The organism is Achromobacter anxifer, assembly GCF_903652925.1.
GTDB lineage: Bacteria > Pseudomonadota > Gammaproteobacteria > Burkholderiales > Burkholderiaceae_B > Achromobacter > Achromobacter anxifer.
Genome location: NZ_CAHLAR010000005.1, coordinates 326,180 through 352,441, shown reverse-complemented (window position 1 = coordinate 352,441; position 26,262 = coordinate 326,180). Strand labels below are relative to the sequence as shown.

Genomic DNA, 26,262 nt, shown 5'->3' with positions numbered 1-26,262 from the left:
AATTTCTTGCTGCTGGCGTTGGTCATTTCTTTCGATAGTGCTCAACAAAGCGCCACCGGGACAGCTTCTCGTCCACAGCCACGCAATCGGCCATGTAGAGCGCGCGCCAGCGGTGGGTCTCGTCGAAGGTCGAATCGGAGCGATCACCAACGGCCAGGCACAGCCCCGTGCCCCGCAATTCCACGCGGCCATCAGCGTGAAAAGTGAACCTCTGCATCGGGCCGGCGACAAGGAACGGGCTTCGCTCGTCGCAGCGTCGAGGCATCACGGCTGTGTTGGGCAGCACCTTGCCATTCAGGCCTGCGACGGTCGCGCAGACTCCATAGGCGGGGAACCGTACCTGGCCGGCAGGATCGAGGGTGACAGCCTCATCGTGATAGAGGCCTGGTTTGCAGTTGTGCGCGGTCATGGGCATGTCGAACCGCAGGTGATTGCCCGAGCCCATGATGTCGATGCAGTAGCCGTCCTGGGGCCGATCCAGGTCATTCACCAGCCTCAGGTGCCCGACAGCTGGCTGCCCTTGGTCAGCCTGAGCCGCCGGCCCGGAGCACGCCAGGATGCTTAGCGCCAGCGCCGCACCGAACCTTGGGTAGATCAAAGCAGCCATCACTGCCGCACCACCGAAAGATGGCGCTTGGGCGGAGCCCAGTCAACGCGCGCGGTCATGGCGGGCGACATCCGCATCACCTCGAAGCCCATGCTTTCGTACCAGGACCGGTTGAAGATCTCGCGCGGGCCGGGGGGCTCGAAGAAGTCGTTGTCTTCCGACCAGAAGCGTCGGCTCACTGGATGGACCATATCCAGATCACACTCACCATCCGGATAGGCGCAAACCAGCAGCGCCCAGGCGGCGTCAGGCGGCTCGGGCCACACGTAACCCTCGGCCACGGCGGGGGTGCGCAAGCCTTCGCTATCACGCCCCGTGGCGCCGTATGCGAAGGCCCGCAACATCCAGTAAGCCGGGGCCATATGCCGCGCGCACGAACCCACGTCACCACCGCGACGGGCCTCGCTCTTCTGCCATTGCTGGATACAGGCCTTCAGCGCCTGCTTGCGAAGCGCCCGGGGCAGCCTGGCCATGTAACTGGACATGCCTTGCTGGTACCAGTGCTCGAAGGCGAGGTTCGGATATCCGTCGATATCTTCACTGCGACGCAGGTAGTGGCCTGGCTGTCCAGATTGGCTCGCAAGGCTACCAGCGTCTGCGGCTGCCGTAGCGGTCACGACTTGATGATCCATCGCGCTCTCACCGGTTGCCGCCGCCGGCCTGCGCGAGCACCGTCGCGGTCCATTTGTCTTGATGCTCCAGCCACTGCCTGGCATCACCACGGTTGCGGAACACCTTGACCCGAGGATGCGCAATCCAGGAGCCCAACGGGCGGAAATCGGGGCCTTGAATTTCGACGTCGGGCGCGACGACAGCCACGGGCTTGCCGGCTCCCAGGGCGATCCCGACCTCGATCAACGCGCCCTTCAGGGGGAAGTCGCTGGCTTCGGCGTAGAGCATCAGCCCGGCGGCCTGACGGATCTCACGTTCGATGCGTGCCCAGAGCTCGGCGAAGTCTCCAGTGGCGCCCACGTCGGCCTCGTCGATCCAGGTGCTGATGATCGGCCAGCCTTCTTCACGAAGCTGGCGCCACATCGCCGGGCGCTCCGGAATGCTGGCCCGCGAGGCGCCATAGATACCGCCGCGGCCCAGCAGCGAGGCGATCGAGAGTTCACGGCCGTCGCGAGTCCTGATAACAGCCGGTGGGTTTTGCAGAGGGGGGGTTTGAATTGCAGTAGTCATAGCGTGGATTGTTCGTGATCAAGCGTAATCGGCGCAGTTGTCGCGCCACCAAGCCGCCACCTCGGCGCGACGGTAGTAGGTCCCTGTTTCAAATCGCCTTACGGGTGATGGTCCCGCACGGCGGCACATCAAATTGCTGAGGGAGCGAGCGCTGACTCCGAAGTCCTTCGCCAGCTCATGGAGGGTTATCAGGGGAGGGCCGCCACGAAGAGGGGACGGCTTTTTCCAGGTTGATTCGAGTTTCATACTGCTTGCGGGCGGGCTGAAGTAAGGGTGTCCGGTCAGCTCACTCGCTTTCCTTTCTGCTGCTTCTATGTCGGTAGAGATGGGTGTGAGTCGTATCTCAGTCGCCGCCGCCACCGCCGCCATCACCGCCACCACCACTGTCGCCGCCGCTGCTGCTGCTGTCCCCACCGCAGAAACTGCTCGCCGAAGGGAACCAGCTGCCGCGCGAGTTGCAACTGTCATTGTCGCCAGCCATCATGGCGTGGCCAACGGCGCCGTTGTCGCTGGAATTGTCGTTGCCGCGACGCGAACCACTCGAATGGAGGTTGGAGGAAGTGCTGGAGCGCGAGCCACTGGAGCTGCGCGCGGGAGCCCAAGAGGAGCGGTGCGCGGTGGACGCCGGTTGACGGGCCTGGGCCTCGTGCTCGTGCGATTCGATGCCCATGCGCTGTCGAGCGCGCTCCGCACGCATGCGGCTGTTACGGCGCCCGTAAATGGCCGCCACGCCGTACGTGATGGCTGCTACCGTGAGCATCAAGGCGGCGGCGACGATGTACTGCCCGACAATGTGCGCCGGGTCGCCAAAAATGGCATTCGTCAGAATTTCAAGCATTGAAAACCTTTCTACTGTTGTTGGCGTTTCACGTATTTCGGAGTATACCCACAAAAGAGAAATGTGCCCACATCGCGCAAAAAAAGCCACCGCCGAAGGGAGGTGGCTTTGAGTTGGCGCTAACGCTAGCTCTGGAGCAGCTTTTTGATCAGTGCCTCGGAGTCCGCAATCACAGCGCGCTGGGAAGGCTCCAGGGCCTTCACCAGCTTGTGATTGCCTTGCGCGATGGCGTCGTTGGCGCGCAGGCTCGACGTGCCGGTTTCGATGTGGCAAATGCGTACTTGCAGCGCCAATACCAGCAAATCGGTCTCTGCTCGATCAATGTTCAGGGTTTTCATGGTGTTTCCTCTACGTTGGTTGGTCAGGAGTGGCGAGCCACCCACGTATAGCTGCACATCTCGGCGCCGCCGGCGCACCACGGTCACACCGGAATCGCGGGATGCGGGACCACGCGCCACTGCTGGCCACTTGGGGCCGGTAGCCGGGTCGCGACATGCTTTGCGTCTGATTCACGGTAGCGCACCGCATGGAGCGGGGAGTCCGTCGCATAGGGCTTGCCGGCTGCATCGAGCAGCCCTGAGAAGTATCGCGGCGGGGGCGGCAACAGCGCCGGCACGATCGGGCACAGTTCGATGGCCCAGGCCGCGGGGGCACCGGTGCCCCCGTGCGTGATCGCGAAGATCAGCATCTGCTCGATCAGGTCGACGTTGAAGACGGTGTGCTTGCGCAGGTGGGCGATGACCGGAGCAATGTCAAAGGCCGCCCATTCCGACAGCGTTCGAGCAGCTTCTCGCCGGCTACGAGGACCGCGAGCCATCTCGGAAGCTCTCCAGGGCGGCAGCCTCTGCCTTCTCCTGTGCGGCCGCGGAATACGCAGCGTTCTTGGTCAGCACCCAGTACATGAATGGGGATAACACCAGGGCTACGACCAGCGCAAGCGCTTCGAGCAGCGCGCGCAGAACACTGCACGCAGCGAGCACGACCATGCCTACCGCAGCCAGCAGCCGCGCTGGAATGCCCAGGAGCAGGACGCGGAGCAGCAACAGCAGCCCAGGGCCCACCGCGCCATTGATGGCCAGGTGCCCATGAAGCTTAGCCGCCGCCACCTCCGCTCGGACATGAAGGGGATTCCAGCGTGACATCACGAATCCTTTCGAACGGCCGCCTTAGAGGCGCTCCGCCAAGATGTTGTAGCTCCATTGGCCATGCGAGCGGCTGAGGACAGCGCCAGCCTTTGCGAGATCGAACTCGTTGTCCGTGCGGATGCCGGACTCCATGTCGATCCAGAATGGCTCGTCAGCGGCAGCCGCCTGGATGCGAGGCAGCGCATTCACGATGGTGTCGGGCCCCAACCCGCCGGCATAGCCGCAGTACACCGAGCCAGCATGCGCGATGAAGGGCTCTCGCCACTGGTCCGGCAGTATGCCCTTCCCCTTTGACGAATCGAACAGCAGGCTGCATTGGTCCAGGTCCTCGAGCTTCGAGTCAAGGTAGGCTTCGATGAGTGCGGCGGAATCCTGGTGGTGCTGCATGATGATGCTCGCACCGTCGCCCAGCAGCGCGTCGTAGACGGCCCGGACCTCTTCATCGGTGAAAATGCGCTGGCGGGCATTGATGTTGACCTGGAGCCGGCCGTACTGGCGCAGGTCGCGGATGCGCTTTTTGTCGCCAGCCAGGATCTCGCGGAATACCTGCTCGCCGCACAGATGAGCCGCAACCAACGGCAGCTGCACTTCCAAGAACTCGGCGCGCCAGCGCGCGGAAGGGTTGCGAGGCGTTCCTTCCTTTTCAGGGAAATATAGAATGCCCCATTCCGGGGGTACGAACGCATCATAGCGCTCAGCCAGGTCGATCAGATCGTCGACGGCCACGTTGTCGTCGGCGCCAGTCAGGGAAACACAGGTGATCATGGGGGTACTGTTTGTAGCGGGAAGTAGTCCTGGACTATGCGGCCGCAACGGTCTGATCGTGCGCCGGCCGGTCATCACAGGTATAGGAAAATCCCTGCGCTTTCGCGTACGCATAGCGAGCGATTTGCATCATTGCCTCAGCTGTCTGCGTGGCCCACAGTCCGTTGAGGACAGGGTCCTTGAGCGCGTCGATATCCGCCCCGAGCTTCGCATGGGTCGGGCTGGCATCGGCCCACAGCTTGTGACGAGCGTCCGCCTTCGTGATCCCTTGACGAAAGACTGACGCACGCACGTCCTGGCTCGCGCTCACGAGCAAGAGTGCGGCGTGGACTGCAACCGTGGAATAGGACTGGGATGCGCCACGTGGCGCACAGGTAGCTTCAAGAAGCCCATAGAAGCACCAGAGGATCTTCTGATGCTCATCCTCGGCATGGTCATACTGCTTCTCCTGCCAGCGCAAAGCACTCGCAAGGTTGTCGTTGTTGCGCTTCTCGTTGCGAATGCGTTGAATCAGGAAGCCCACCAGGATCACGAGGAGCCCGATTGCGAGGGGTAAAAACGGTGATGACATTCGAGTCCTTTCAGGCCGCGTGCGCCATGCTAGCCAGGTTGGCAGGTGCGAGATCGGTCTGAGCAATCACCGCGGCTTTCAGGGTCCGGAGCGCAGTTGCGCTACGGCCTAGCACCTGATTCGCCGTAAGGCCCGCCACATCCGGCACAGCCAAATGGTCCAAGGCGCCTACTGTCGCATCGAGGGCGTCGGCCAGCGATTCAGCGTTGGCGATAGCCAGAGGCAGCTCTTCCAGGTCATGGTCCGGCAGCTCGGCAGAGGGAGCTGGCGCGGTCGGGTCCTGCCAGGGCTCGTGATCCGCCCCCTCTTCGGGATCCGCGGCCAGCACGTGCGCGGCGTCAAGCACCACGATGCACTGCGCCCAGTCGATGGCCCGCGGCAGATTGAGACCCACCCAGTGCTGAAGGCGATGGGCGCCATCGACCTCGACGTTGTCGAGCCATTCATCGACGAGCTTAGCAGGCGGAATCTTGCCAACGATGGTTGCGACAGCGGCAGCGAACCGCTCCTTGTAGGTCGTCGTGAAGCCCTTGGCGGCCAAAAACTGCATCATTTCACATCCTTTGCGTCGAGATAGTGCTCGATGGCATGCTTGGCGATCGCCGCCAACAGGGCAACTTGCGAACGTTCCTGGGGATCCTCCTCCAGCGCCAGCAGGTCTTGGTCTGGAACCTGTTCGATGCGTGCGACGAGAGCCTGCATTGCAACAACCAGAGGGTGGAGGCCCTCCTGCTCGCCGGCGCCAACATCAGCCTTGAGCGACGTGGCCACCCCGGCCAGCAACTGCATCAGTGAGACGCCGGTGGGAGTGTGCCGCTGATCCAAGGCTACAAGCCCGTCCTGGCTCAACAGCTTGAATTCGGCGTAGATGTCCTTCGCGGCCCTTCGCAGACTGCGCAACCAGTGTTCCGAGGTCTGCATCCGCGTTTGCACCGGATCTGGCGTCAATACCGAACGTGCATTCGCCGAGAACAGAGCGATGATTTCCGGGCTCATAGGCGAAAGCTCGCTCTTCGGTCCCAGGGCATGAACAGCCTGGCGCAGCTGATCCAGCTCCACCAGGAGCGCCATGACTGCTTGAGGACGCACGGACGCGAGATAGGATCCCGGGGAGTAGTGATTCAGCTCATAACCCTGGCCAGTCAGAGCGAAAGGCAACGTCCGGCGGATCTCAGCCTCCAGGACGGCAGCGTCGGGGCCATCGGCGCCTTCAAGGGTGGTGGGGGGGGATGTGGAGGTCATGGCTAAAACAGGCTTAATTTGACCGCAGTATATCCGTTTTTCGCCTTTTGCCAACTTTTCATCTACACTTCCGAAACACCACGACCGTTTATGAGCCAGACCTTCATCAATTCAGACCGAATAATCCAACGCGCCTGCGAACGGCTGGCCGCTCAGCGTGAAGCCCGTAAGGCGGCTCAGGCTGAGTTTGCCGCATCGACCACCTTCATGCAGATGGTGGCCAGGCTGCAACAGCCCGGACCGCGGGCCGCCGACCAGGAAGAATGCGCCTACTTCCCGGATCGGGTCCGTAAGCGCTTGGACTGGGACTTTGTCAGCGACGAAGACATCCAGCAGTTCTTCCATCTCGTTGGCGACGTCTCGGCATCCACGGTTGTGCCAGGCAGCGTGCAACGCGATCCCCACGTGCCCGTTCGAAAATTTCAAGTTCGAGCACTTCGGCCTGATCGTTCACGTACTGATTGGCCAGGGCTCTATCATCACTGTGATGAACAAAGAGGCAGCCGCGGCCTGACCGCCCAAATCCCTTTCACTTCCACGAGTGCTTATGCAACAACAGACTGAAAACGCCCTCCCGCTCCACTCTGAGCAGCTCCAGCAGGCCGAGGTTCTCCAGCAGCAAACCGCCGCAGCACAGCAGAAAGCCAGCCAGACGTCTGGCTCCGACAATGTGGAAGGCGCCCTGGAGGTGGCGGATATCGCAGTGGACGTCGCGACCGAGCCTGGCCTGATGAGTGACCTTGCGGACGGCATCTCGAGCCTGGCATCAGGCGCCGCAGACATGGCTGGCGCGGCGGTAAGCGGTGCGCTCGAAGCGGCGGTAAGCGGTGCGCTCGAAGCGGCTGGCGACGTGCTGGGCGGCTTGCTTAGCTGATGAAAAGATGCCCGCAGATGCGGGCATTGAGTCACTTACGCGAAAAGCTGAGACTTGAGCTCGAGTACGCGAGACTTCAGGTCATCTTCATCCGTAGCGAGGACATAATCCTGAAGGGCATCTTGCGTCGGGAATGACTCGCGAAACGATTTCATCACCAGACCCAGTTCCTTGTTAGCCAGGCCGGTCCATTCGCCCACCATGCCGCCGTTGAACTTTGCCTTGACGGCACGTGCCTTGGCCAAGTCCGCCAGAGCCTTCTCGTGCTCCGCTTGGAAGCCAGGGAAGCACGCGTAGAGGCGTGGCAACCAGGCAGCCTTGTCTTTAGGAAAGACATGCTGACCGGCGACACTGCGACCTTCACACCAGTCCAAAAACTGCATGTAGGTCTTGCGCTTGCTGTCGCGCACGCGCGACTTTGCGTTTCGGTTGTCGAGCAGGAAGATGTCTCGGTTGAAAAACGGCGAGGACGCCGTGTATTCAAAGAGGTCTTCTGGCGTGTCGAACCCAGCAGCAAACCGGACAGGATCGTAACCCATAGCAGACAGCGCAGCACCGTAATCCTCGGTAAGGAGGATTTCCCGGAACATGTAATCGCCGTCTCGCACGTAAAAGTAGAGCCCGTTGTGCTTGTGGGCCAGACCCATCTTGTGCGCTACCCGGCCAACCAGGTTGCCGAGGTCGTTGAACGCGAAGTAGCCCTTCGCATACTCGAACTCAGCTGACGTCACCTTGATGAAGTCGACCTGGAATAGGTTGCCGGCATGGTCTTGAACAGCAAGATTCACCCGCAGCCCGAACGACGTCACAGGCCCGTTGGGCACGACCTCGACGGCGCCGAGCGCCTGAGCTGCCTTGCGCGAATCGAAAGCCGAATCGCCCACCAGCATGTCCAGGTCCCCGAAATCCGCTTTGCTACGATACGACTGTACCGCAGCAAATTTTGTTTGCGGATACATCTCGCGAAGCTTGGCCAGCAGGTCATTCTCCAAGCGAGTGTAGTTCTCAACGGTCAGACGCACCGAAGGCACGCTCAATGCATTTCCACCCATATTTCCTCCAAGAAGTGATTAAAACACTCTTGGTATAGAAACATTGGCCGGAATTACTCAACCAGAAACTCCTCTCGTGACTGGCCTTGCAGTTCGGCCGCAACCAGCCAGCGCGGAGCCCGGCCCAGGCCCGTCCAGGTCTCGCCAGACTCAGGATGGCGGTACTTGGTCTTGAATTGCCTCTTTTTTGCCGGAGCGGCAGCCGGCTGCGCGGCCTTCTTCACTTTTCGGCCCTTGGCTTTTGGTGCTTTTTCGCCAAAGGCGGCCGCGATATCAGAGGGAGAGATCCCAAGCTCACGCATCTGTTTGACGATGCCCTCGATAGCAGGCTTTCTCTGGCGTTGAAGTAACGCTTCCTGCTGCTTCTGGAGCTTGTCGATCTGTCGCTGAATCTTTGCATGTTCGACTGTGTACGCCATGCGAACCATCGTGTTTCCTTGTTGTCTGTAGTGAAATGATTGGTCCGGGCCTTATAACCGATTTCCGGCTCCGGCACAGCGCAACGGTACTGTTGCCTGCTATACGAGAACAGGACAACCAACCTGGAGTTACAAATGGGTGAATACGCAGACTGGAGCATTCAAGGATTTATGTCAGGCCGGCGCGGCATGCCGATGCCGAAGCAGCGCGAGTACCCGAAAGTGGCGCGCGCCGACATCGCTCACAAGCGGTTCAAGCTGGTCACGGTTGTAGGGGGCAGGACGAACAGAACGCCCGGCATGAAGCTCATTGTCACCGAGCAGGACGAGACTACGTACCACGTCTGGGCCAGCAAAGGAGTCACAGGCATCGCCCAGGCGGTGTGTAAGACACTGCACGAAGATCTGAGCCTGAGCGACGCGCTGAGGATGCTCGGCCGCAAACCCTACTATGGTGATGAGGCAGAAATTTGATCAGCTAAGCGAATTGATTCACTCAAACCGGCCACTGGGCCGGTTTTCTCGTTCCGGCAACAATTCGTTGCATGAAAAAGCCGCCAGAGGCGGCTCATGTGCGGACTAGCAGACTGCGTCAAACCAGGTGGTGGCCGATGCTCGTTAAATCGAGCAATCGGCGCCCAATGCCCTTTTGCTAATTGCTCAGTGTGAATTCTTCCGAGCCGGCTCCTCGAGGCTGGCCTGCGCAGGAACCTGCTCGCGTCGGCTCAGCAGGTCACCCCACGCGTGCCGGGCCGACTCCAGCCGCTCGAAGTCCGGCTTGTGGATCGGCACCCAGCGCGATGCATCACAGGCTGGCTCATAATTGCGCGGCCCGCCGCAGGCCGGCGACAGGCGCCCCTGGCGCTTGCCATCATGCGCGAAGAAGACCAGGTCCAGCAGCAGCTCATCCTTGCTCGCCGGGTCAGGATAGGCGTCACGAATCTGGGCGATCTGCGGCCGGTCTGGATCGCAATCGAACTGCGCGACCCACCTGCCTGCCTGGAAGGCGTCTGCTGACGCTACGAAGGCGCTGCGGCCAGACCCCTCGGCGACGGCCAGAACGTGGGTGAACCCACGCTCGTCACGGAGATGCAACACGGTGCTTGTGGGGTTCTTCGAGAGAGTAACCGTCATGGCAGGCTTCCTTAGAGTCTTGATCGTAGCGATGGCTACATGGCCGGGTGGATGCCGATCACATGGCGGGCTTCGAATCGCACCACTTGACCATGCTTCGCCTTCACCACTACAGGGGTATTGTCAAGCTTGCCGACGTACCCGCCGGGCACCTTCTCAGTCACTGTGACCCACATGCGTTCAGAATTGATGTTCCAAAGCGCTGGCTTGCGGCTTGCCGTCGGCGCAGGCTGCTCGAACATCAGCTTCGCGCTCATGCCGATCATCAGATCCTCGCGCTCCTCGCGCGTCGGGATCCAGAACGTGTTCGGGTGAGCGGCATTCATGGCCTCGCCGTCGCCCAGAGTAAAGTGCTTGTTCATGGTGTAATCGTCAAGAATCAGAATTTTGCGGTTGAGGACTCATTTTTCTGTTGGATCGCACTTCTGCAACCAGTCCTGCATAAGGTCAATCACGACCTCACGCTTACGACCACAAGCGCCAAATCGAACCGTGCATTGCATCCAGAACGCAGGATGCCCGTTCACCGGCTCCCAAGCCTCAATGACCGAGCCGGTTCGCCCTTGAAGCTTCTTTCTGACATGAGCCAAGATCGGAAGCTCAGCACCGTCCTTTAGCTTTACGAAGGCGCCCTTTTCTATCATGGCAAAAGACCTTATTCGACACCTTGGATGTGATGACTTGCTAACCAGGCGGGCAGTTGCAGCTCATTGCCGCTGCATGGAAAAGAAGCTACCGGCCTGGAAACGTCAATCCACGCGCGCCCTCGCCGCGCTTCAGCCCCTGCCGCCACTCATGAAGTTCCTTACTGGACTGTTGCTCCGCATTCAGATCCTCCGACGCTGGCGCTTGCGGTTTTCGACACTGCTCACGGAAAACTGCCGCCAATCGCTCGGCAGTGTTCACCGAGCCGAACGCAAAGTCGCTTTCGCGATGGCCGGGCCGGTTGTCGGCACTCAGCGGCAGATGTGCCTGGTACTCCTGGTCGCACACCTTGGCCGCTGCTTCCAGGATCTGGTCGCGGAAGGCAAGAAGTTGCTGCTGCGTGAAGCCGTAGATAGGACCGAGCCCAGCAGGCGCAGCGAGTGCGGATGCGATAGGGAGTTGAACCTCGGGAAACTTGAGATCAGGAGTGGTCATGCCGGTCTTTCAAAGTAGAACTAGTATACCCTTATAACGCCTTTTCCGCAACTTTAAGGCATTGCGCTCAGCGGACCGCGGCTGATCAATTGAAGGCGTACTCAAGCTTGCCGGCGCGATAGCGCCCCTTGTCCACCGAGGAAAGCGAAAAGCCGTATCGGTTCACGAAAGCGCGCGCGTAGGTATGCACCAGCTCCTCCGCGACCGTGCAATGAGGCCTCTCGCACTCCAGATGCTCGAGCATGTGGTCGATCAGCCGGATGCCTGCACCAGTCTGCTGAAACTCGGGCAGCAGCCGCACGCAGCGCAGCTTGGTCTCATCCGGTCCGCGCTTGCCCAGAGCAATGCCGACCACAGCCCCTCGCTCCTTGGCCAGCACCAGGACATCCTGGCCGGTGACCACGCCAGGTACGACGCGGTTCACGTACCAGTGCTGAAAGTCCGGATAGTAGGCATCGAGGCCCGCGAGAAGAGGTAGCGCCAGCAGCGCGTCGACGCAAGAATTGGTGCGCTCAAAGTGCATGTGATGTATTCCGGATTCAAGCCGCCAGTCGGAGGGCCTGGCGGTCTGCAACGGTAGCCATCGAGCGCGGCAGCCACAGGTTGTAGCCCGCAGCCTGCGTGAAGCGCGTGCTCCCGCCCAGGACGTACTCTGCCATGGTATCCGTGGCCAACCATCGGCGCCCCAGGCGCTCCGCTTCTGCGGGGGTCGTGAAGGAACCTGCGAACGGATCCGCCACGACGTCCCCGGGCTCGGACAAAAACTCGATGAGAAAAGCCGCCAGGCGGGCAGGCATCGGCGCGCCATGCACAGGCAGGCCCAGGCCCTGCGCCGCCTTCTTGTATGCCGACTGTGCACGGCAGCGGTGCCCGAAGCGCAGGATGTTGCGGGGAATACGGCCGGGCGTCTCATTGCCGAAGCTGCCTGGTCGCACGCGGTAGGCTCCGTCGCTGAAAACGGCCTCTCGCTGCTCGCCGCCGGCGCGGATCAACTCGAGGTGCCGCTCCGTGTGCTCCTGAAGCACACGGCGATTGTTCGACTTGACCCGATGCGGATCGTTCGTAAGCCAGTACACGGGCTCGTAGGCGACATTGAGCTGCGTGCGCGCCTTGCTCGCGTACTGAAACGGGCCCGGCGGCTTCTGGGGGTTTTCCCAAATCAGCCTGTCCATCAGGTGCAAGCCCAGGCGATCGTACAGCGCAAGCAGCAATCGCTCGCAGTACATGGAGCGCGCCGGACTCTGCGGCAAAAAAATGTCATTGCTGACGTTGAGGCAGATCGAGCCGCCCGGCACCAGGTTCTTCACCACCGGTTCAATGGTTCGGCAGATCCAGTCCACATACTCGGGCTCGGTCACATTGCCGTACCGGCGTGCGGTGGATAAGGGGTACGGAGGCGACGTGACCACCAGGGTTATCGGGGCATCGATGCTGGCAAACACGCTGTCGCAGCTGCCGAGGATGGCCACTCCCAGGTCTGTCGAGAAGCCAACCACAGACACGCCCGGGGCGATGCTGCTGAGGTCCTTGCCGGCGGCCTGGGTGAGCTTCCAGACGCCACGCTCGCCTTCTTCGCGTTCCAGGATGCCCGCGGCCTTGAGACTTTGCTGGTACCAGCGCACCTTGCGCGCGAATGGGCAGTGCATCGCTTCCGCCTTGCCAATCGGCGCGCGGCGACTCGCTTCGTCAGGGTCCACGCCGGCAATCGCGGCCACCTTCTTGTAGAGGTCGGCATTCGAGAGGATGCCGCTCGTTTCAGCCGTGTAGGCATGCAGCACCCCGGAGAACAGATCGAGCTGCGCGGACATCATGCACCCTCCTTTGCCCGGAGCGCGGCTGCGCATTGGCGATAGAGAGCATATCCATCCGTCATCACAGGGGAAACCAGGCCCACCACTCGCCCCGACCGCACCACCGCGATCGCGCCGGCCACACTGCCGTTGGTGACCTGTGTGGACATGCCGAAGAAGCGCGCCTGCTTGTAGGTACGCAGGAAGTAGCCGAAATAGCGCAGATCAACCAGTGTCGCCAGTTGCTGCGTTTCGTTCACCATGACCACCCGATCGCGAGCCAGGGGGTTTGGCGCTGTGGCGTCGTGCTCAAATGCTTGCGGCAGCATCTCGAAGCTATGCAGCGACTGGTGCATGCCGGCCGCATCTGCGTACTGGCCGCGAAGCCGATCGACAGAAATGCTGTTGATCTTCGGCGCGCGCGACATCTCACCATACACCAGGAGCACTCGGTCGAGCATGAACTTCGGAATCTCGAAATCCATCATGTCCTTGTTGGTCCAACCCATCACACCCGTAGAGTCAAAGACCTTGAAGGTGGGTGAGCCGGCTCCCAGCCGCAGTGCGGTGGGCCGCTTAACTGCGCCGGCGTCGTAGGTAGTGAATATCATGGCAGCCATCCTTGCGATTACGCGGCCAGGCGCGCGGCCAGCTGCATCTTGATAGCGTTGAAGCGCGCGATCGAATCGTCCACACGCTCGGGCTGCGCGTTGTGAACCGCGTTCCCGTGGTAACCGAATGCATGCTGCAACTCGTCCAGCAGCTGCTCGGTGGACATGCTGGGCAGGGCAGCGCGAAGAGTGTCAGTAGTCGGAATGGGAGCGAAGGTCATGGCGTGTGACGCGTGGTGCAAAATTTAACCATAGTATACCTTTGTTTTTCGCATTTCGCAACTTACACCCAAACACTCTTACGGTCCAAAAGGTCAGGGGGCACTTCCAGGCAAGGGAGAATCTCGCAACCGCGCGGCCCGCTTGGCACGCACACGGGCCACCAACTCCGGCGCCGACACCCTGCTGAGCTCTGCTTGCGCTGCATCACTCAGCTGGATGCCGGCCGCAGTGCATAGGCCTGCCAGCGTCAGCGCGACGCCACCCACCTCCAGCTGCGGCTCGCCTACAGGGCGCCCGAACACGTAATCGACCAGCTCATGGGCGTTCGCGCGATTTCCCCCCAGCGCCTGGTAGAGCTCGATGCCTTCCTCGAGAAAACGATCGCTTCTCTCCTGCACGTCCTGAAGGACCTCCGGGCCAAAGCAGTGGACTAGCCATGCGGTGACCTGGGCTTGGAACTCGGGGTGTATTGTGTCGGTGATGGGTACTGCCATGTCCGCTATTGTGGTCAAGAAAGATGCTTTTTGCCTACTTTACTGGACAGAAGCGTGACGACTGAGCTGGCGCAGCCTGTGAAGGTTGATGCCATGAGCTTGAATCCGGTGGGGCGCCCAATCGACGTGCTCGGGCGGGGCCACCGCCGAGAACCCGAGGCCTTCGAAGTATCTGAACAGGTAGGCGCTATAGTCGGTCAACGGGATGTACTCGACAAGCATGCGCGCCGAGGCATGGCGGTTCAGGATCTCGCCGGCGACCAGGCCCAGCGCCTGTTCAGATATGCCCTTTCCGCGGTGCTGCGCCACCAATCCATGCCAGCGCAAGCCCCACCACCCCTGGTCAGCACTCTCCAGATCGAAGTATCCCGTCATCCCTACCGGGGTGCCATCAGCATGGATCACGAACACCCCCTCCTCCCCGTTCTCCAGGGCTTCCGCCGTCGCTTCCTGGGCAATGCGTGACGACGCCGTCGGCCAGATCAGCCGGAATTCGGGGTGCTCGACGAAGGGGTTGGCTTCGGCGCCGCGCAGCTCAACGTGCATAGGGGCTTTCCTACGGCGACTTGCCTACTTGGCCTGCATGCTGGCGAAATGCTCGGCCAACGCTGCTTGAGCCTCCTCGCGGTATCCCGGCACCAAGTCGATGTAGTTGGCGTGGGGGATGCCCAACGCGAAAGGCGAATGCGATGCGACAATGATTTGGCAGCGTGCGACGATCGAAGAATGGGTCAGCATGCTCCAGAGGTTGCGCTGCCAGATCAGCGACAGATTGGACTCCGGCTCATCTAGCAGCACGGACATTTGCCCTTTTGGGCACTGTGGCTTCAGCCGGGATTCAACCATGCGGACAGCCTTCGCCCAGGTGTCATTCAGACCCTTGCGGTTGATCTTCCAGATGACTGACTCTGGAGCCTGCTCAATACCTTCCATGAGCTTCAAAGCGTCATTGATCCGGCTGGCCGTGGTCTGCCCATGACTGAGGTTCTTTCGACCCATCACCTCCGCGATGCCCGCGCTCATGAAGTCATCGTCGAAATGGCCGCCAACGAGCCCGATCCGCTGCCTCGGGTCGCTGAAAATCACTGGTTGGCCATCATGCACGACACTCAGTCCGATCTGATCGACGTGCTTGCCAGAGCCGAAACCGAAGTCGACCATATCTCGCACTGCGCTCTCCGTGACGGTGGAGACTCCACCCTGGGTGGCGCACATGGTCATGCCGAGGATCTTCAGGATGGTCGATTTGCCGCAGGCGTTCGGGCCATACAGGATGTTGAGCCCCGGCTTGAATTCGACGGTCTTGCGCGTCTTGAAGAAGGGGACATCGGCCGCGTAGCCAAAGAGCTTGGAGGCTTGGAGGCCATTCAGGTCAATCTGTTGAAACATGGGTTCAATTCTATGAAGTCAGCGGCTGGTCAGCCAGCTGAGAAACCGTACTATCCAGCTCCGCCGCACCGGGCGCATCTTCCATTGCGCCCAGCTGCCATCCCGGGTCCTCCCGGACAGGCGCATATCGTCATGCAGGCGGTAATGGACAGGAGTGATGAGGTTGCAGGACTTGCAACAACCGATTGCGTCTACCACTGCAACACTGGGAATTGGGCGCGTTATGGTGCCGCGCAGCTGATCAGGTGCTATAGGCTGGTCGCAACTGAGGCATTTCGCCACCAGGCTGTCGAATTGGCCCTTGTTGTCGAAGGTGATCGGGAGCTGCGAAGCGATCGAGGGCGCCTCGAACAGGGCTCGCTCGGCGTCCGTCGCGGGCCTGCGGGCGACTTCCGTCATCGGGCAAAGACTGGGGTCGCCCCCATGCGCTCCGAAACTCCGTAGGCCCACTTGGCCGCGTAATCCGTGTGGCCCATGGCGGACCGTTCAGCCTTCTCGATTTCATCCAGGCTGAGGACCGGCAATCCATGCTGTTGCGCATAGTCGCGCGCCGCGCGCCATACAGCCAGGCGCTCCTCTTTGATCCATACGTCCAGCTCGCGGGACTTGCGCTGAGCGACTTCGACGTGGAGTGCATCATAAATGCCTTGGGCGGGTTGATGACTCGGGCGGAAGGGATCAGACATGTGATGCTCCTGAGCTAAATTAACTATAGTATACTGCATATATTGTAGTTCAACAATGCAAAACCACCATGATCGTAGCGACCCTCAAGACCGCGGCTAAAGCTTACAGCGCCGCTTCTGGCGCTGTCCACGTCGTTCGACATCCCGTTCAGGCGACCCAGGATGCCATCCGCAAAGTCCTGGTCTCGGCTGTGATCAAAGTCATTCTGCCGCTGGCCGGCGCGCAGCTGGTCGACGAGCTCAGCAAGCGGATCTCCATGGAAAAGTCATTCCAGGTGCAGTTCGACGTGCCTGATCGGGTGCGGACGATGGCCTTCGACGATGATGCCCTGCGCTTCCTGAACAACCTGGTAAATGATGCGCTGGCCGCACCTCTGGGAGCGCTGGGCCTGTCGCTCGGTGAAATGGTCGTGCGCCAAGCGCCAGACACCGACAAGCTGGAGATCCAGGGCATTTTTCGTTTGCTGGCGACCTCCGAAACGGGTCAGCTTGGACAGCAACTCATGCTTCAGAATTCAGCCGATTCGCCCTCGCCAGGCGCGCTGCCAATGGCTTAAAGACCCGCGATGTCGATCGCAGTGTCGACAGTCTTGTCGCGTTAACACGAATCTACGTGACACCCCAAAGAAAGAAGCACCTCCCGATGGGGTAGGTGCTTTTTTCGTTCACTTATGTCGCAGCGCGCGAATCGCGCTTGCCTTCCTGGCGTTCGGCCTTGTGCGTTGCGCGCTTGACCTCCTTGTTGCCGTTCGGACTGTAGCGGCCGCCCCCTACGTTGCCGGGACGCGCGGTCCAGTATTCGTATCCTGCGCCCTTAGCGCCTCGACGTGTTCTGCTCATCAGCTCGATCCTTTCGTATTGCCATGGGCGGCGCGCTAGACCTCGCCCGTTTTCGAGATGGAGAAGCTCTCATCTCTAGTGAATCGCGGGTCGCGCGTGATGAGCCCGCGGTCTTGAAGCCACCGCAACCCCTGGCTGTCGATCAGTCCCAGATGCATGGCGGTCCTGGCGTATTCGCCGTGTGTGATCTGCACCACCCTGTATTTGACCGCGCGGGAGCAATCCGGGTGACATTGCGCATCGTCGGCGCCGGCGAATCCCAGACCGCCGATCATGGCCTTGATGGACAAAGCGAGAACGTTCTTTTTCATCGATTATCGCTCCAGGTTCTCACAGGGTCCCAATTCTGCTTCCTGCTCTTCTTCAGATTGCTCAGGGTTTGCCCAATCACAGATACCGCACTGGTCGCCACCAAGGCTACCCAGGTAGACTCCGCACTCGGGGTTTTGGCAATAGAGGTAGGCGCCGCTCATGCGCTGGCCTTCCCCGGTGCATCACTCAGCCGGTCCTCGGGCGCCAGGGCTCCTTGGCGGTCGATCAGCGGCAGGCCCAGGGCCTCGCGCTGGCCATCCATGTATGCCGTCCGGATTGCCTCGACAACCCATGTGTGCGGGACGAACCCCGGCCCGTTGAAATAGGCGGGGCGGAATGCGGCCGCAGCGGTGTATGCGATCGCATGTGCGACGTCCCATTCGAGCAGCGCACCCTGTGCAATCGTGGGCGCTTCCTTGGCCAGCGCAGCCTCCTCGGTTGGGTAGCAGTCACTGAGATGCCGAGACTGCGGGGTGTCCGTCCCTTCGTAGACCATCCGCACAAAAACGCGGTGCATGTTCTTGTTTCGCCCAAGCCCCTCCCAGGCGTAGAAGCCCGTCACAATGCAGGCGTGCGCGTCAGCATCCCGGCCGTGCCTGATGAAGACGCGGCTGCCAATCCTCGGCAAGACATCGCCGTCGACAGCATCCATGGGGCGCGCCATGGTGAGCGCAGTAGCCAGCAGGGCGCGCACCGAGTCCTCGGTGTAGAGCTTCGTCCCTTCGGGGAGCCAGGACAGCGCCTCCACCTGTCCTTGATGGTCCTGGCCGATGTCGCAGGCCGCTTCGGCGTCAGGGCTGGCCAACGCCGTGGTCAACAGCGTCAAGTTGGGTTGGACCTGGTTCATGACCGCAGCTTCGATACGCCGTGCGAAGCGGCGCGCCACTTCGTCGGGACTGATCAGCGCGCCGTCCAGAGGATTGAACAGCCGGGCAATGTGGTCGTTGGACAGCAATTGCCACGAGACGGCCGCGTCGTCTGGCACACCGGGGTCAGCGTCGGCCGGGACCAGGGCTTGGAGCCGTTCTCGGGCCCTGGCGAAGTCGGACTCTGCCTTGGCCAGTGCCGCCCGAGCTTCTGCCACCTCCTTGTCATGCTTCCACGACTTGGCTGCCTCCAGCGGGTCGGCGGCGTCAACGATGCACGCCGGCAGCCGGTACTCGCTGGTTTGCGAACAGCCGCGCGCCGTCCATGCGGTGTAGATCACGAAGCTGCCATCTTCACGGGATTCGTCGATGCTTTCGATCCTGTCGTTGCTCGTGGTTCCGAGACCAGCGGCCGCGAGAACCTCATTGAGCCGCTGACGGACTTCGTCGAGGTCCGGGCTTCGGTAGACGAGCAAGTTCGATGCTGCCTCTTCCAGGAGGGCGCGCAGTGTCTTGTTTGTGGTCGTCATAAGGAATTCCCGTTTGTTTAAATTGAAGGAGCGGTTGACGGCCGCGATGCTGCATGAACCACAGCAAGGAGCGGCCATTTCGTCCGCCACAGTCAGGTGCTACTTGGCGCGCGCCTCCAGCTCTGCGATGCGCGCGGCCATGCGGTCGTTCTGCGCCATCCGTGTGGCGCGCTCTTCGCGCAGACGCTCGATTTCCTGGTGCAGAAGGCGCAACTGGGCACGTAAGACTTCAAGCGTTCCCGGGGACGGCAGCACCGGCTCCAACACGTAGTCCACCTGCTCCATATAGCTGCCTTTGATGCCCCCCATGAAAGGGGCATGATCGACTGTCTTTTTGACCGCCCTGCGGAGGATCTGACCCCAGCATACGTCCTGGACTTCGTGGGGCCAGCCGTCCGCAGCTTCCTCGCGGTATCTGCCGATCTCAGCCAGAGCCTCCGCTTGCGCGGATTCTGCCGTGTCATGCGTAGTGATCCCGTCTTCGCTGTTGTAGCTGAAGAACAACGCTCCCTCGGTCTCGGCAGGCCCAGACCCAGTTGCCGCGGCCGCGGCATTCGCCGCAGGACGCTCGAAACGTTGGGCCATGGGCGGAAGCGAATGCACAGCTTTGGCCAGGTAGGTGTCATCGGAATCAGGCCCGAACCACTGCGCACACCAATCCTTGAACTCGTTCGAGCCTGGCGTCCACTCCAGCGGACCTGCGCCTGGCAAAGCAGGCTGCTTTGCTTGCAAGCCCATGGCGGTGTCGATGGCGGCATCCAGCGCGGGGCCATACTTCTCGCTTACGGAGTGACCTCCGCAATGGATGGTGTCGTTACCGATCTTCACGACGTAGTGCTTACCGGTGCGGATGTAGTCGTAACGGCCTGCCTTCTCGATGACCTCCGCAAGCGCCCGGGGTGCTTCTGCCAGCATGGCGCGCGCTTGCTCCAGCGGCTCAATTGCACCCGCAGCATTGCCAGCACGGATTCGATGCAGTGCGCTGTTGATCGCCAGGGCGGCGCATGCCTCCGCTGCGCTCATAGGGACAGCAGGCGCTTCCTGGGCGGGTGCGGCGGCGCGCAGGTAGGCCAGGGGCGCGCCTGGCTCCGTTGCTGCGTCAAGCGCGATCTTGGCCGCATCAATGCCACGGCCCGGATTGCTAGCAAAGCCCATCATCATGACGGCCAGGGAGTGGCGAGTGCTTCCCCACGCGGGCGCCTTGTATTGCGCGATGAGCTGCTTGTTGAGCGCGACCATCTCCAGAATTTCTGCTTTGACCACATCGTCCGCCAGGGCCGGCCCCGCAACAGTCGCTGAGGCTTCCTGGGCGGGCGCTGCGATATGCAGCTTGGCCACCTCGTTCGCAAAGATCGCGCACATAGCGCCGAACGACCCGTTGCCGTGCGTCTCGGCCCAGAGGCGCAGTGACGTAGCGATGACGACCCTGGGATCTCCGCCGTAAAGCAGCTCCAAGTTGCGATCGAACATGGCGCGCTCGCTGGGATCTTCGGGCAGCACGTCCCAGTCAATCTCGCAGCCCCCGGGCTCAGCTACAGCCGCAGGCGGCAGACGGCCCATATCGAAGTAGGCGTGCATCTGCTCGGCGGTGTAAACGCCAACCGATTTTCCGCCTGCACACAACAATCCGACGGAAGACGGCAACTGCGGGTACTCGCCCTGGGGCTCGGGCGCAACAGCGCTCGCCTGGGATGCCGCTGCCAGCATGCGCTGGCGCACAGTCTTGGCGAGGCGCAGGAATGAATCACTCGACACCCCGAACGAAAGCGCCTCCTGGCACGCGGATTCCGCCAGGTCTTCCAGCTCGCTGTCATCCAGCGGGCTCACGGCGGCAGGGTTCGCAGACGCATCCCGGGCAGGCGCATCGTCGGTCAGCGCCCGCAGCGTGTTGGCGATGTCGCTGTTCTTGTGCTTGCGCATCTCGGCCCGCAGCTCCTCGGGAGACAGCGCGCGAAGTTCCTGAATCACAGCATCCAGCAGTTCGGCCGACGACCTGGGCTTGACCTGGGTGTCAGGCAGCGGCCGAGGCGCTACAGCGGCAGGCAATTTCAGGGCAGCGCGCAATGCGACTGCCGACGCAATGTTTCCTGACGCGCGCTCGAGGTCGGACAAAGCCCTGGACGCGGCTTGGTGCAGTTCGCTTGCAGGCGAGTCCAGTGCGGGCGCTGCCTGGGTGGACGGAAGCCGTTCAAGCCCAAGCGCCAGCACGTCCAGGCCGTCATTCGCCGTCAGGCTCTGGGTGATGGCGATATGGGCAACCCCCCAGCGCGGATCGTCCTTGCTGCCAAAGCAGAAGTCGGCCAGGGCGTTGACAACCTTGTGGATGTTGCGCCACTGCACAGCCTCGGCCGGCCCCGCTGCCGCGGCCGACTGCTCGCGGCCCAGGTCGTAGTAGTAATGCAGCTGGTCGAAGCTGTAAGCATCTTCATCCAGTACACGAGGCGTCCGCGAAGCCGCCCACGCCGCCCGAGGCAGCGGCGGGTACTCGCCCTGGGGCAGGGGCGCTACAGCAGCAGGCGTGGCGGTGCGCGCCGCTTGATGCACAGCCTCGATGTCTTGCCACAAGGCCGTGAACACCCTGTTCGCCACGTCTCCGGGCATCTCCCAGGTCAGTTCGATGCCCTGCTCCGTGGCGCCACTGCTATCCGGCTCGATGTCCTGGCCCCGCGAATCTACAGGCACTTGGCCTGCGGCCTTGGCAACCTGGAAAGCCTGGTCAGCATGGTCGACGGTCAGCGCCAGCAGGCGCGACTGCGGCGATGTGGGGCTCTTCACCACAGCCAGATAGTGGCCACGATCATGTCCTTGGCGGTGTTGGTTGACGGCATGGGCGGCCCGAATGAGCCGCTGAGCTCGAGTTGCAAGCTGCTCGCTCATGCCTGGCTTTCGAGTGCAGTACGCACATACAGGCTGGCAGCAGCCTTGTCGAAGTTGGCGCCGAACTTCTGGCTCAGCGCGCCCATGATGCGGCCCATGGCCTTGCCGTTGCGGTCGGCCGGTGCGATCTTGGCGATCAGCTGGTCGACTTCAGCATTGACATCGGCCGTGTCCGCCTGAGCCGGCAGGTACTTGTTCGCGTAGTCCTTCTCCATCATCAGGCCGTGGCGCCGGGCCACACGGGCCATGTCCGTGTCGTGCTTGTGCTCTGTCCCCAGGGCATTGACGGCGTCATCCAGGTTCGTGATGAACTTCTTCACCACGCCCACCACTTCATCGTCCGTGGTCACACGGTTTCCCTTGTCCTTGCCGATCTTCTCGGCTTCAGCCAGCAGCGTCGTGAGGAACGTGGCCTTGTGCGTGTCGCGAGCCTTACGGGCCGCCAGCGAGTCAGCACGGATGATTTCCAGAATGCTCATGATGTCTTCCTTTCAAGACTCAAAATGCCCGGGGAAACGGGTTTTCGCTTCGTAATGCTTCGATCGCGCCACGCCGCTTTCCTTCCATGAAGGACAGATATGCCGCACGAACTGCGGCGTTTGTGTACTCACCATCTTCCCGCTCGAACGAGGAGTAGATAATGCCGCGGTCAAAGGCCCATTCCTCAAATTCGACTTCATTCGGGTTGCGCGCGGGCGGCACGAACAGCCGTTGCGCCGCCGGTAGCCCTGTCACATCCGCAAGGAGATCGTGCCGATGCTTCCGAGCCTTGCGGAAGACGCGCCCGGTATGCCCCCACACATGGTCAGCACCCCAAAGCGAGGTGCCCACAGGCGCAATACAGAGGCAATCGGTACTGAATCCAGGAGAGGCGGCGCGAGCTGCTACGACCAGGCCGTCACGACGCACGTAGACGCGCCCCGCCACAATGGGGAGTTGCTCAGCGACGATGAATCGGGGTTTGGACATGGCGGTACTACAGTAGCCACCAGTATACCTTTTTTCCTGCGTTTTGAGCACTTTCAACCAGGATTTTTACCCAGACTCCGACGATCAAGCCGACAGGTGGCTCAACTTGTCGCTGAATTTTGCATCAGGCACGTCGGCTTCCCCGATGATCTGCGCGTTGTTGACCACCGTCCCGGGCGCAACGTGCCCCCGGACCAAATGCTGGCGGGTGCCATCCGGGAGGTGCCGATCGGCGATTACATGTCGCTGGATCTTCGCCCACCAGTACGGCGGCTCGATCCGCTCCCAGGCCATTGGCTCTTGAGGCTCTATTTGATGTTCACTCATGGGCGCCCTGCTCCAATTGAATCGCCGCGCTCATGGCCTGCATCAATGCGGCCTCCAGGGCTTCCTTCTTGCTGCCGTACATCACGGCCGGCGGACCCTTGGGCGGCTCAGCGAAATAGGCCGAGAAGAAGTTGCCGCGCCGGTCGATGATCTGGACCAGCCATTTATTGATGGAAAAGCTTGCCACTTCATCCGCAAGGAAGGTCAGTATCTGGGCTTGATAGATGGCGGGCGCCTTTTGTGTATTGCTCATGGTGATCGGGTATTGCTGATGGCGATAGCATTCGCCTGGTGGGAATTGGATGCTGACCAGAGGGAAGCGCTGTAGGGTGCGGCGGCCATGCGCTACGCCCCGCCTGCCTGGGTTGATGTCGGGGAGGCCGCGGCGAGCTGCGTATCCAGAAGCGCGTGAAAGGATTCGACCAAGGCAAGATCCTCGTCCATGCTTTCCGTCAACGAGCGCCGCAGGAACCCGTCGGCAAATATCGGCGTCACCATAGACAGTGGATAGGGCAGCAGCGTGTATCGGTTTGTCCACATGCCGCTTGCACCTGCGCCGGCGTGCGCAAGTAAGACTTGCTGCTGGCCGTAGTCCAGTGACAGTGCTTTGCCGGTGAGCTGCTTGTAGTCCTGAATCTTTTTGGCCAGCACCAGACTTACTGATTCCGGTCGCGCCGCAAGCATTTTTGCGAGCATCGCCGGCGTGAGCGACATGATGGGCTGCGTCGATTTGCTGCGTACGGTGAATTCTTTCACGGAGTGCATCTCAGTTGAACATGGGTGGCATGTGTGGCTCAACGCGACTTCAGGCCAGTTGGCTCGGCTCTGGTGCTGCCGCTGCGAGGGTCACCGCGGTGAAGTCCAGGTACGGCACATAATGCCGGTACCTCGATATGGAGCTCGCGTTCCAGAGATCCGCCTGCTGGATATCGTCCGTCCAAAGGCTTCTACGGCCGTTTGCCAGGCTGAGCTCGTCCAGCACCTGGTCCATGGTGGGGCGCGCCACCCGTATCCATTCGCTTTCGCCCATCAGGAAGCCCAGAATCCTCGCAGAATATCGGCCTGTCGCCCTGTGGGTGGCGACGAACAGCTGGCTCAATTCGTCCAACTTTATATTGCGCTGATCGATGTAGCATTCAGCCAGGTGCGCGCCCGACGCTTCGATAATGGACATCCAGATCCTTTCAGTTCGACCTTGTGCCAGTAGTGATGGGCTCAGCGGGGTGGACCGCAGGTGCGTCGTCCCACATTTCCGATAGCGCCTTAACCATATCGTCGACTTGCCGCCTGGTGAGGTCCTGCCCGATAGCCTGGGCAAACGCCCGAGCGAACTGCTTGGAGTCATGCCGCGCACTGCTGATGCCATGGCGCGCCAGTTCCTCGTTCCTGGCAAAGGCGTGGCCGGGCTCTTGATCCACTTCCATATGCAGGACAAGGCGACGTGTCGCTGACAGGTGCAGAGTCACAGGCTCCGTTCGCCGAATGTCCCCCGACGCCGCCGACGGTAGTTCACGGCGGTACGCATCAAGATTGAGCAGCGTCTGAAGGTCCATCACAGGCTCCGTTTGATTCGACAGGTTGGATAGCCTCTAGGAGCCGCTGATAGCGCTCCCCCGTAGGCCAGAGGTGATCCGTGGTGAAGGCGCCATATCGGCGCTCGAACAGCTGTCTCATATGGTCGCGCCAGACCTCCTTGAGGTTGAGCGGTCCATATAGAAGCAGAGAAACCGGGAACAAGGCCAGGATCAGTGTGCGCGCCCAATACCGGGTCACGTACTCGAAATGGAAACCCTGCTTCGGATGAAAAAAGACGTCGACGCGGCCGGCGCCAAAGCGGTGCCGTGGGCGAACTCCGACCTGGCGCAGGACCTTGCGCGCGGGGCGAACCCGGACATAACCTCGGTCCAGCGGTGATTCATAGCGGTACGAACTGTCGCTCATCAGATTACTCCGATGACCCCGATGCGCGCAGCGGCGGAGGCCGCTCCAGGCTGTCGAGCGCCGCGCCCACGATGAAGCTGGGCATGATCGACGGTGGCTCCTTTTGTGTATTGCTCACGGTGATGGTGTATTGCTGATGGCGATAGCATTCGCCTGGTGGAAACTGGCTACTGATCAGAGCTTTGTCTGCCCGCTATACCGCGGGAGATTCCAGCGCCTTCACAGTATGCGGGTCGATGCGAGTGTTTGCTTCTATGCGCTCACACCCGATACGGCGACCCTGCATCGTCAGGACCACCCCACACCTTCAGGCGAGCCTCGAAATAGGGCTTGATGCGTTCTGCTTGCCGGCGTCCCTGTTCAGCGGACGCCTTGTTCTTTTCGTTCTGCCGCTCCCAGCCATCCCAGTAGCGTGCTGCATGGGCGTAGGCTGGCTCCAGGCCTTGTGTTTGAGCAAAGTGCAAGGTGTCCAGGGCGGCATGTACCGCGCAGCCGGCGCCAGGGATGAAGCTGTCGGACAAAGCATTGCCCGAATCAGAATTCGGGCGGCGCTCCCGGGCGGTGGCCAGGTTGGGGTAGCGATCCATTACCATGCAAGCCCCGATAATAGGGTGCCCAGGGTATACGCCGTGTTCGCCTAGGTGTTCTTTTTCCCAGTGGAGGCTATCCGGGGTTGCCATTAGATGTTCCTTTCAGTTGATAGACGCAACCAGCGTCGATTCTGGCACTTCCATGCGCTTTTCTGCGCTTGCCCCTTCGGTGCGCTCAACCTCTCACATTGCCTCGCTCGTAGCCACCGCCTCTCGGAATGGTGAGAGCATTTGGGATCCATTTGCACGAAGGAGGCAGACCAACCTGATGAAGAGAATCAGGCGACGTCATAGGGCACCAGAGGTGTGCTGTAGGCCAGCATGAGGGGATGACGCGGCAGGCCGTCGTCGGTAAAGCCGAACGCCATGGGCCGGTAGCCCGCACGGCGCACCATGGAGCCGACCTCCTCGGCGCGCGCCAGCTTGCGACCCAGCGCGCCCCAGGCGCAGACCACGCGCCCATCGCCGGCGGCGCAGGCCTCCAGGATATACCGGTCGTTGTCGGGGCCGACTTGGTAACCCGCCGCCTTCAGCCCGGCGGGGTCGGTACTGATGTATGCGAACAGGTTGGTGAACAGCATGCCACCGAAGCCGTGACGCTCGGAGAAGCCGCGGCCCTTGCGCGCGGTCGGATCGCTGATGGTGGCGCCGCCCTCTCCCGCCTGGCCAGCCACGCTGGGGTTGAAGAGGATCCAGGGTAGGATCGGCTTGCTGGGGTCCCACACGTCCAGCAGCTGGTAGCGGAATCGACCGCACGGACTGAATGCGGCCCGCAGGCCGACATCGCGGTTGGCAATGAGCGAAGTGGTCATGGTAAAACTATTATGCCTTCTTTCTCGCTTTATGCCT

At 61.4% G+C, this 26,262-nt stretch carries 43 protein-coding genes; 4 read left to right on the top strand and 39 right to left on the bottom strand.

Annotated elements, in window-relative coordinates:
* Nucleotides 1-22: 22 nt before the first annotated feature.
* The 11 genes from HWY37_RS18525 to HWY37_RS18475 all read right to left on the bottom strand — a co-directional run bounded on the left by HWY37_RS18525 (nucleotide 23) and on the right by HWY37_RS18475 (nucleotide 6,350).
* On the bottom strand, nucleotides 23-607 hold the full coding sequence (locus HWY37_RS18525; RefSeq protein WP_176089503.1) for an RICIN domain-containing protein: 585 nt from the start codon (nucleotides 605-607) through the stop codon (nucleotides 23-25).
* The gene (locus HWY37_RS18520) at nucleotides 607-1,239 is read right to left on the bottom strand and encodes a hypothetical protein (protein ID WP_217706395.1); all 633 of its coding nucleotides are present in this window, start codon (nucleotides 1,237-1,239) and stop codon (nucleotides 607-609) included. The genes HWY37_RS18525 and HWY37_RS18520 overlap by 1 nt, the downstream gene beginning before the upstream one ends.
* Nucleotides 1,240-1,246: 7 nt before the next feature.
* On the bottom strand, nucleotides 1,247-1,789 hold the full coding sequence (locus HWY37_RS18515; RefSeq protein WP_176089502.1) for a hypothetical protein: 543 nt from the start codon (nucleotides 1,787-1,789) through the stop codon (nucleotides 1,247-1,249).
* Between the two features lie 343 nt (nucleotides 1,790-2,132).
* On the bottom strand, nucleotides 2,133-2,627 hold the full coding sequence (locus HWY37_RS18510) for a hypothetical protein (protein WP_176089501.1): 495 nt from the start codon (nucleotides 2,625-2,627) through the stop codon (nucleotides 2,133-2,135).
* Between the two features lie 125 nt (nucleotides 2,628-2,752).
* Nucleotides 2,753-2,965, bottom strand: a complete 213-nt coding sequence (locus HWY37_RS18505; RefSeq protein WP_176089500.1) for a hypothetical protein — start codon at nucleotides 2,963-2,965, stop codon at nucleotides 2,753-2,755.
* A gap of 83 nt (nucleotides 2,966-3,048) precedes the next feature.
* The gene (locus tag HWY37_RS18500) at nucleotides 3,049-3,444 is read right to left on the bottom strand and encodes a hypothetical protein (RefSeq protein WP_176089499.1); all 396 of its coding nucleotides are present in this window, start codon (nucleotides 3,442-3,444) and stop codon (nucleotides 3,049-3,051) included.
* Entirely contained in the window at nucleotides 3,425-3,769 is a 345-nt protein-coding gene (locus tag HWY37_RS18495; protein ID WP_176089498.1) for a hypothetical protein, read from the bottom strand. Before HWY37_RS18495 ends, HWY37_RS18500 begins: the two co-directional genes overlap by 20 nt.
* A 24-nt stretch (nucleotides 3,770-3,793) precedes the next feature.
* Nucleotides 3,794-4,537 carry a beta/alpha barrel domain-containing protein gene (locus HWY37_RS18490; protein ID WP_176089497.1) on the bottom strand — a complete coding sequence of 248 codons (744 nt, stop codon included), beginning with the start codon at nucleotides 4,535-4,537 and terminating at the stop codon, nucleotides 3,794-3,796.
* 34 nt (nucleotides 4,538-4,571) lie between these two features.
* Nucleotides 4,572-5,108 carry a hypothetical protein gene (locus HWY37_RS18485; RefSeq protein WP_176089496.1) on the bottom strand — a complete coding sequence of 179 codons (537 nt, stop codon included), beginning with the start codon at nucleotides 5,106-5,108 and terminating at the stop codon, nucleotides 4,572-4,574.
* A 10-nt stretch (nucleotides 5,109-5,118) separates the two neighbouring features.
* Nucleotides 5,119-5,661: a hypothetical protein gene (locus HWY37_RS18480; RefSeq protein WP_176089495.1), complete on the bottom strand. Its 543-nt coding sequence runs from the start codon at nucleotides 5,659-5,661 to the stop codon at nucleotides 5,119-5,121.
* The gene (locus tag HWY37_RS18475) at nucleotides 5,658-6,350 is read right to left on the bottom strand and encodes a hypothetical protein (protein WP_176089494.1); all 693 of its coding nucleotides are present in this window, start codon (nucleotides 6,348-6,350) and stop codon (nucleotides 5,658-5,660) included. The genes HWY37_RS18480 and HWY37_RS18475 overlap by 4 nt, the downstream gene beginning before the upstream one ends.
* 90 nt (nucleotides 6,351-6,440) lie before the next feature.
* Between HWY37_RS18475 and HWY37_RS18470 the strand changes: the two genes are divergently transcribed.
* Together HWY37_RS18470 and HWY37_RS18465 are read left to right on the top strand one after the other, a co-directional pair.
* Nucleotides 6,441-6,914: a hypothetical protein gene (locus tag HWY37_RS18470; RefSeq protein WP_176089493.1), complete on the top strand. Its 474-nt coding sequence runs from the start codon at nucleotides 6,441-6,443 to the stop codon at nucleotides 6,912-6,914.
* Nucleotides 6,898-7,224, top strand: a complete 327-nt coding sequence (locus HWY37_RS18465; RefSeq protein ID WP_176089492.1) for a hypothetical protein — start codon at nucleotides 6,898-6,900, stop codon at nucleotides 7,222-7,224. Before HWY37_RS18470 ends, HWY37_RS18465 begins: the two co-directional genes overlap by 17 nt.
* Nucleotides 7,225-7,259: 35 nt before the next feature.
* Here the strand turns inward: HWY37_RS18465 and HWY37_RS18460 are convergent, their stop codons facing one another.
* Both HWY37_RS18460 and HWY37_RS18455 read right to left on the bottom strand, forming a co-directional pair.
* Nucleotides 7,260-8,261, bottom strand: coding sequence for a hypothetical protein (locus HWY37_RS18460; RefSeq protein WP_176089491.1), 1,002 nt, complete (start codon nucleotides 8,259-8,261; stop codon nucleotides 7,260-7,262).
* Between the two features lie 68 nt (nucleotides 8,262-8,329).
* Nucleotides 8,330-8,695 (bottom strand): H-NS histone family protein, encoded by a 366-nt coding sequence (locus HWY37_RS18455; RefSeq protein ID WP_246302344.1) that lies wholly within the window; start codon nucleotides 8,693-8,695, stop codon nucleotides 8,330-8,332.
* 135 nt (nucleotides 8,696-8,830) lie between these two features.
* On the opposite strand from HWY37_RS18455, the gene HWY37_RS18450 reads away from it, so the two are divergent.
* Nucleotides 8,831-9,169: a hypothetical protein gene (locus HWY37_RS18450; protein WP_176089489.1), complete on the top strand. Its 339-nt coding sequence runs from the start codon at nucleotides 8,831-8,833 to the stop codon at nucleotides 9,167-9,169.
* A 186-nt stretch (nucleotides 9,170-9,355) separates the two neighbouring features.
* On the opposite strand, the gene HWY37_RS18445 is transcribed toward HWY37_RS18450, so the two are convergent.
* The 12 genes from HWY37_RS18445 to HWY37_RS18390 all read right to left on the bottom strand — a co-directional run bounded on the left by HWY37_RS18445 (nucleotide 9,356) and on the right by HWY37_RS18390 (nucleotide 16,161).
* Entirely contained in the window at nucleotides 9,356-9,829 is a 474-nt protein-coding gene (locus HWY37_RS18445) for a hypothetical protein (RefSeq protein WP_176089488.1), read from the bottom strand.
* A gap of 35 nt (nucleotides 9,830-9,864) precedes the next feature.
* Nucleotides 9,865-10,191, bottom strand: coding sequence for a DUF2314 domain-containing protein (locus tag HWY37_RS18440; protein WP_176089487.1), 327 nt, complete (start codon nucleotides 10,189-10,191; stop codon nucleotides 9,865-9,867).
* 39 nt (nucleotides 10,192-10,230) lie between these two features.
* Nucleotides 10,231-10,473, bottom strand: coding sequence for a hypothetical protein (locus HWY37_RS18435; RefSeq protein WP_176089486.1), 243 nt, complete (start codon nucleotides 10,471-10,473; stop codon nucleotides 10,231-10,233).
* A gap of 88 nt (nucleotides 10,474-10,561) precedes the next feature.
* Nucleotides 10,562-10,969 (bottom strand): hypothetical protein, encoded by a 408-nt coding sequence (locus HWY37_RS18430; RefSeq protein WP_176089485.1) that lies wholly within the window; start codon nucleotides 10,967-10,969, stop codon nucleotides 10,562-10,564.
* A gap of 85 nt (nucleotides 10,970-11,054) precedes the next feature.
* Nucleotides 11,055-11,492 carry a GNAT family N-acetyltransferase gene (locus tag HWY37_RS18425; RefSeq protein ID WP_176089484.1) on the bottom strand — a complete coding sequence of 146 codons (438 nt, stop codon included), beginning with the start codon at nucleotides 11,490-11,492 and terminating at the stop codon, nucleotides 11,055-11,057.
* Between the two features lie 16 nt (nucleotides 11,493-11,508).
* Entirely contained in the window at nucleotides 11,509-12,780 is a 1,272-nt protein-coding gene (locus HWY37_RS18420) for a site-specific DNA-methyltransferase (RefSeq protein ID WP_176089483.1), read from the bottom strand.
* Nucleotides 12,777-13,370 (bottom strand): hypothetical protein, encoded by a 594-nt coding sequence (locus tag HWY37_RS18415; RefSeq protein WP_176089482.1) that lies wholly within the window; start codon nucleotides 13,368-13,370, stop codon nucleotides 12,777-12,779. Before HWY37_RS18415 ends, HWY37_RS18420 begins: the two co-directional genes overlap by 4 nt.
* 17 nt (nucleotides 13,371-13,387) lie before the next feature.
* Nucleotides 13,388-13,591: a hypothetical protein gene (locus tag HWY37_RS18410; protein ID WP_176089481.1), complete on the bottom strand. Its 204-nt coding sequence runs from the start codon at nucleotides 13,589-13,591 to the stop codon at nucleotides 13,388-13,390.
* A 93-nt stretch (nucleotides 13,592-13,684) separates the two neighbouring features.
* A complete protein-coding gene (locus tag HWY37_RS18405) occupies nucleotides 13,685-14,086 on the bottom strand; it encodes a hypothetical protein (protein WP_176089480.1) in 402 nt (133 codons plus the stop codon).
* A gap of 39 nt (nucleotides 14,087-14,125) precedes the next feature.
* A complete protein-coding gene (locus tag HWY37_RS18400) occupies nucleotides 14,126-14,632 on the bottom strand; it encodes a GNAT family N-acetyltransferase (RefSeq protein WP_176089479.1) in 507 nt (168 codons plus the stop codon).
* Nucleotides 14,633-14,656: 24 nt separating this feature from the next.
* Entirely contained in the window at nucleotides 14,657-15,475 is an 819-nt protein-coding gene (locus HWY37_RS18395; protein ID WP_176089478.1) for an AAA family ATPase, read from the bottom strand.
* 395 nt (nucleotides 15,476-15,870) lie between these two features.
* Complete coding sequence (locus HWY37_RS18390) at nucleotides 15,871-16,161, bottom strand: hypothetical protein (protein WP_176089477.1); 291 nt, start codon at nucleotides 16,159-16,161, stop codon at nucleotides 15,871-15,873.
* 68 nt (nucleotides 16,162-16,229) lie between these two features.
* Here HWY37_RS18390 and HWY37_RS18385 point away from each other — a divergent pair, with 68 nt between their 5' ends.
* Nucleotides 16,230-16,718: a hypothetical protein gene (locus HWY37_RS18385; RefSeq protein WP_176089476.1), complete on the top strand. Its 489-nt coding sequence runs from the start codon at nucleotides 16,230-16,232 to the stop codon at nucleotides 16,716-16,718.
* 112 nt (nucleotides 16,719-16,830) lie between these two features.
* Here HWY37_RS18385 and HWY37_RS18380 read toward each other — a convergent pair whose 3' ends face one another.
* From HWY37_RS18380 to HWY37_RS18315, 14 genes are all read right to left on the bottom strand, one after another.
* The gene (locus HWY37_RS18380) at nucleotides 16,831-17,001 is read right to left on the bottom strand and encodes a hypothetical protein (protein ID WP_176089475.1); all 171 of its coding nucleotides are present in this window, start codon (nucleotides 16,999-17,001) and stop codon (nucleotides 16,831-16,833) included.
* Between the two features lie 35 nt (nucleotides 17,002-17,036).
* Entirely contained in the window at nucleotides 17,037-17,312 is a 276-nt protein-coding gene (locus HWY37_RS18375; protein WP_176089474.1) for a hypothetical protein, read from the bottom strand.
* A 158-nt stretch (nucleotides 17,313-17,470) separates the two neighbouring features.
* Nucleotides 17,471-18,709: a hypothetical protein gene (locus HWY37_RS18370; protein WP_176089473.1), complete on the bottom strand. Its 1,239-nt coding sequence runs from the start codon at nucleotides 18,707-18,709 to the stop codon at nucleotides 17,471-17,473.
* A 99-nt stretch (nucleotides 18,710-18,808) separates the two neighbouring features.
* A complete protein-coding gene (locus HWY37_RS18365; RefSeq protein WP_176089472.1) occupies nucleotides 18,809-21,586 on the bottom strand; it encodes a hypothetical protein in 2,778 nt (925 codons plus the stop codon).
* Nucleotides 21,583-22,065, bottom strand: coding sequence for a GatB/YqeY domain-containing protein (locus tag HWY37_RS18360; protein WP_176089471.1), 483 nt, complete (start codon nucleotides 22,063-22,065; stop codon nucleotides 21,583-21,585). Before HWY37_RS18360 ends, HWY37_RS18365 begins: the two co-directional genes overlap by 4 nt.
* Nucleotides 22,066-22,084: 19 nt before the next feature.
* Entirely contained in the window at nucleotides 22,085-22,555 is a 471-nt protein-coding gene (locus HWY37_RS18355) for a hypothetical protein (RefSeq protein WP_176089470.1), read from the bottom strand.
* Between the two features lie 84 nt (nucleotides 22,556-22,639).
* Nucleotides 22,640-22,882 (bottom strand): hypothetical protein, encoded by a 243-nt coding sequence (locus HWY37_RS18350; RefSeq protein ID WP_176089469.1) that lies wholly within the window; start codon nucleotides 22,880-22,882, stop codon nucleotides 22,640-22,642.
* On the bottom strand, nucleotides 22,875-23,135 hold the full coding sequence (locus HWY37_RS18345; RefSeq protein ID WP_176089468.1) for a hypothetical protein: 261 nt from the start codon (nucleotides 23,133-23,135) through the stop codon (nucleotides 22,875-22,877). Before HWY37_RS18345 ends, HWY37_RS18350 begins: the two co-directional genes overlap by 8 nt.
* Nucleotides 23,136-23,227: 92 nt before the next feature.
* On the bottom strand, nucleotides 23,228-23,638 hold the full coding sequence (locus tag HWY37_RS18340; protein ID WP_176089467.1) for a hypothetical protein: 411 nt from the start codon (nucleotides 23,636-23,638) through the stop codon (nucleotides 23,228-23,230).
* A 49-nt stretch (nucleotides 23,639-23,687) separates the two neighbouring features.
* A complete protein-coding gene (locus HWY37_RS18335; RefSeq protein WP_176089466.1) occupies nucleotides 23,688-24,056 on the bottom strand; it encodes a hypothetical protein in 369 nt (122 codons plus the stop codon).
* A 10-nt stretch (nucleotides 24,057-24,066) separates the two neighbouring features.
* Complete coding sequence (locus HWY37_RS18330; protein WP_176089465.1) at nucleotides 24,067-24,435, bottom strand: hypothetical protein; 369 nt, start codon at nucleotides 24,433-24,435, stop codon at nucleotides 24,067-24,069.
* Complete coding sequence (locus HWY37_RS18325) at nucleotides 24,407-24,823, bottom strand: hypothetical protein (RefSeq protein ID WP_176089464.1); 417 nt, start codon at nucleotides 24,821-24,823, stop codon at nucleotides 24,407-24,409. Before HWY37_RS18325 ends, HWY37_RS18330 begins: the two co-directional genes overlap by 29 nt.
* Before the next feature lie 260 nt (nucleotides 24,824-25,083).
* On the bottom strand, nucleotides 25,084-25,410 hold the full coding sequence (locus HWY37_RS18320) for a hypothetical protein (RefSeq protein WP_176089463.1): 327 nt from the start codon (nucleotides 25,408-25,410) through the stop codon (nucleotides 25,084-25,086).
* 281 nt (nucleotides 25,411-25,691) lie between these two features.
* Complete coding sequence (locus HWY37_RS18315; protein WP_176089462.1) at nucleotides 25,692-26,225, bottom strand: DUF1643 domain-containing protein; 534 nt, start codon at nucleotides 26,223-26,225, stop codon at nucleotides 25,692-25,694.
* Between the last annotated feature and the right edge of the window lie 37 nt (nucleotides 26,226-26,262).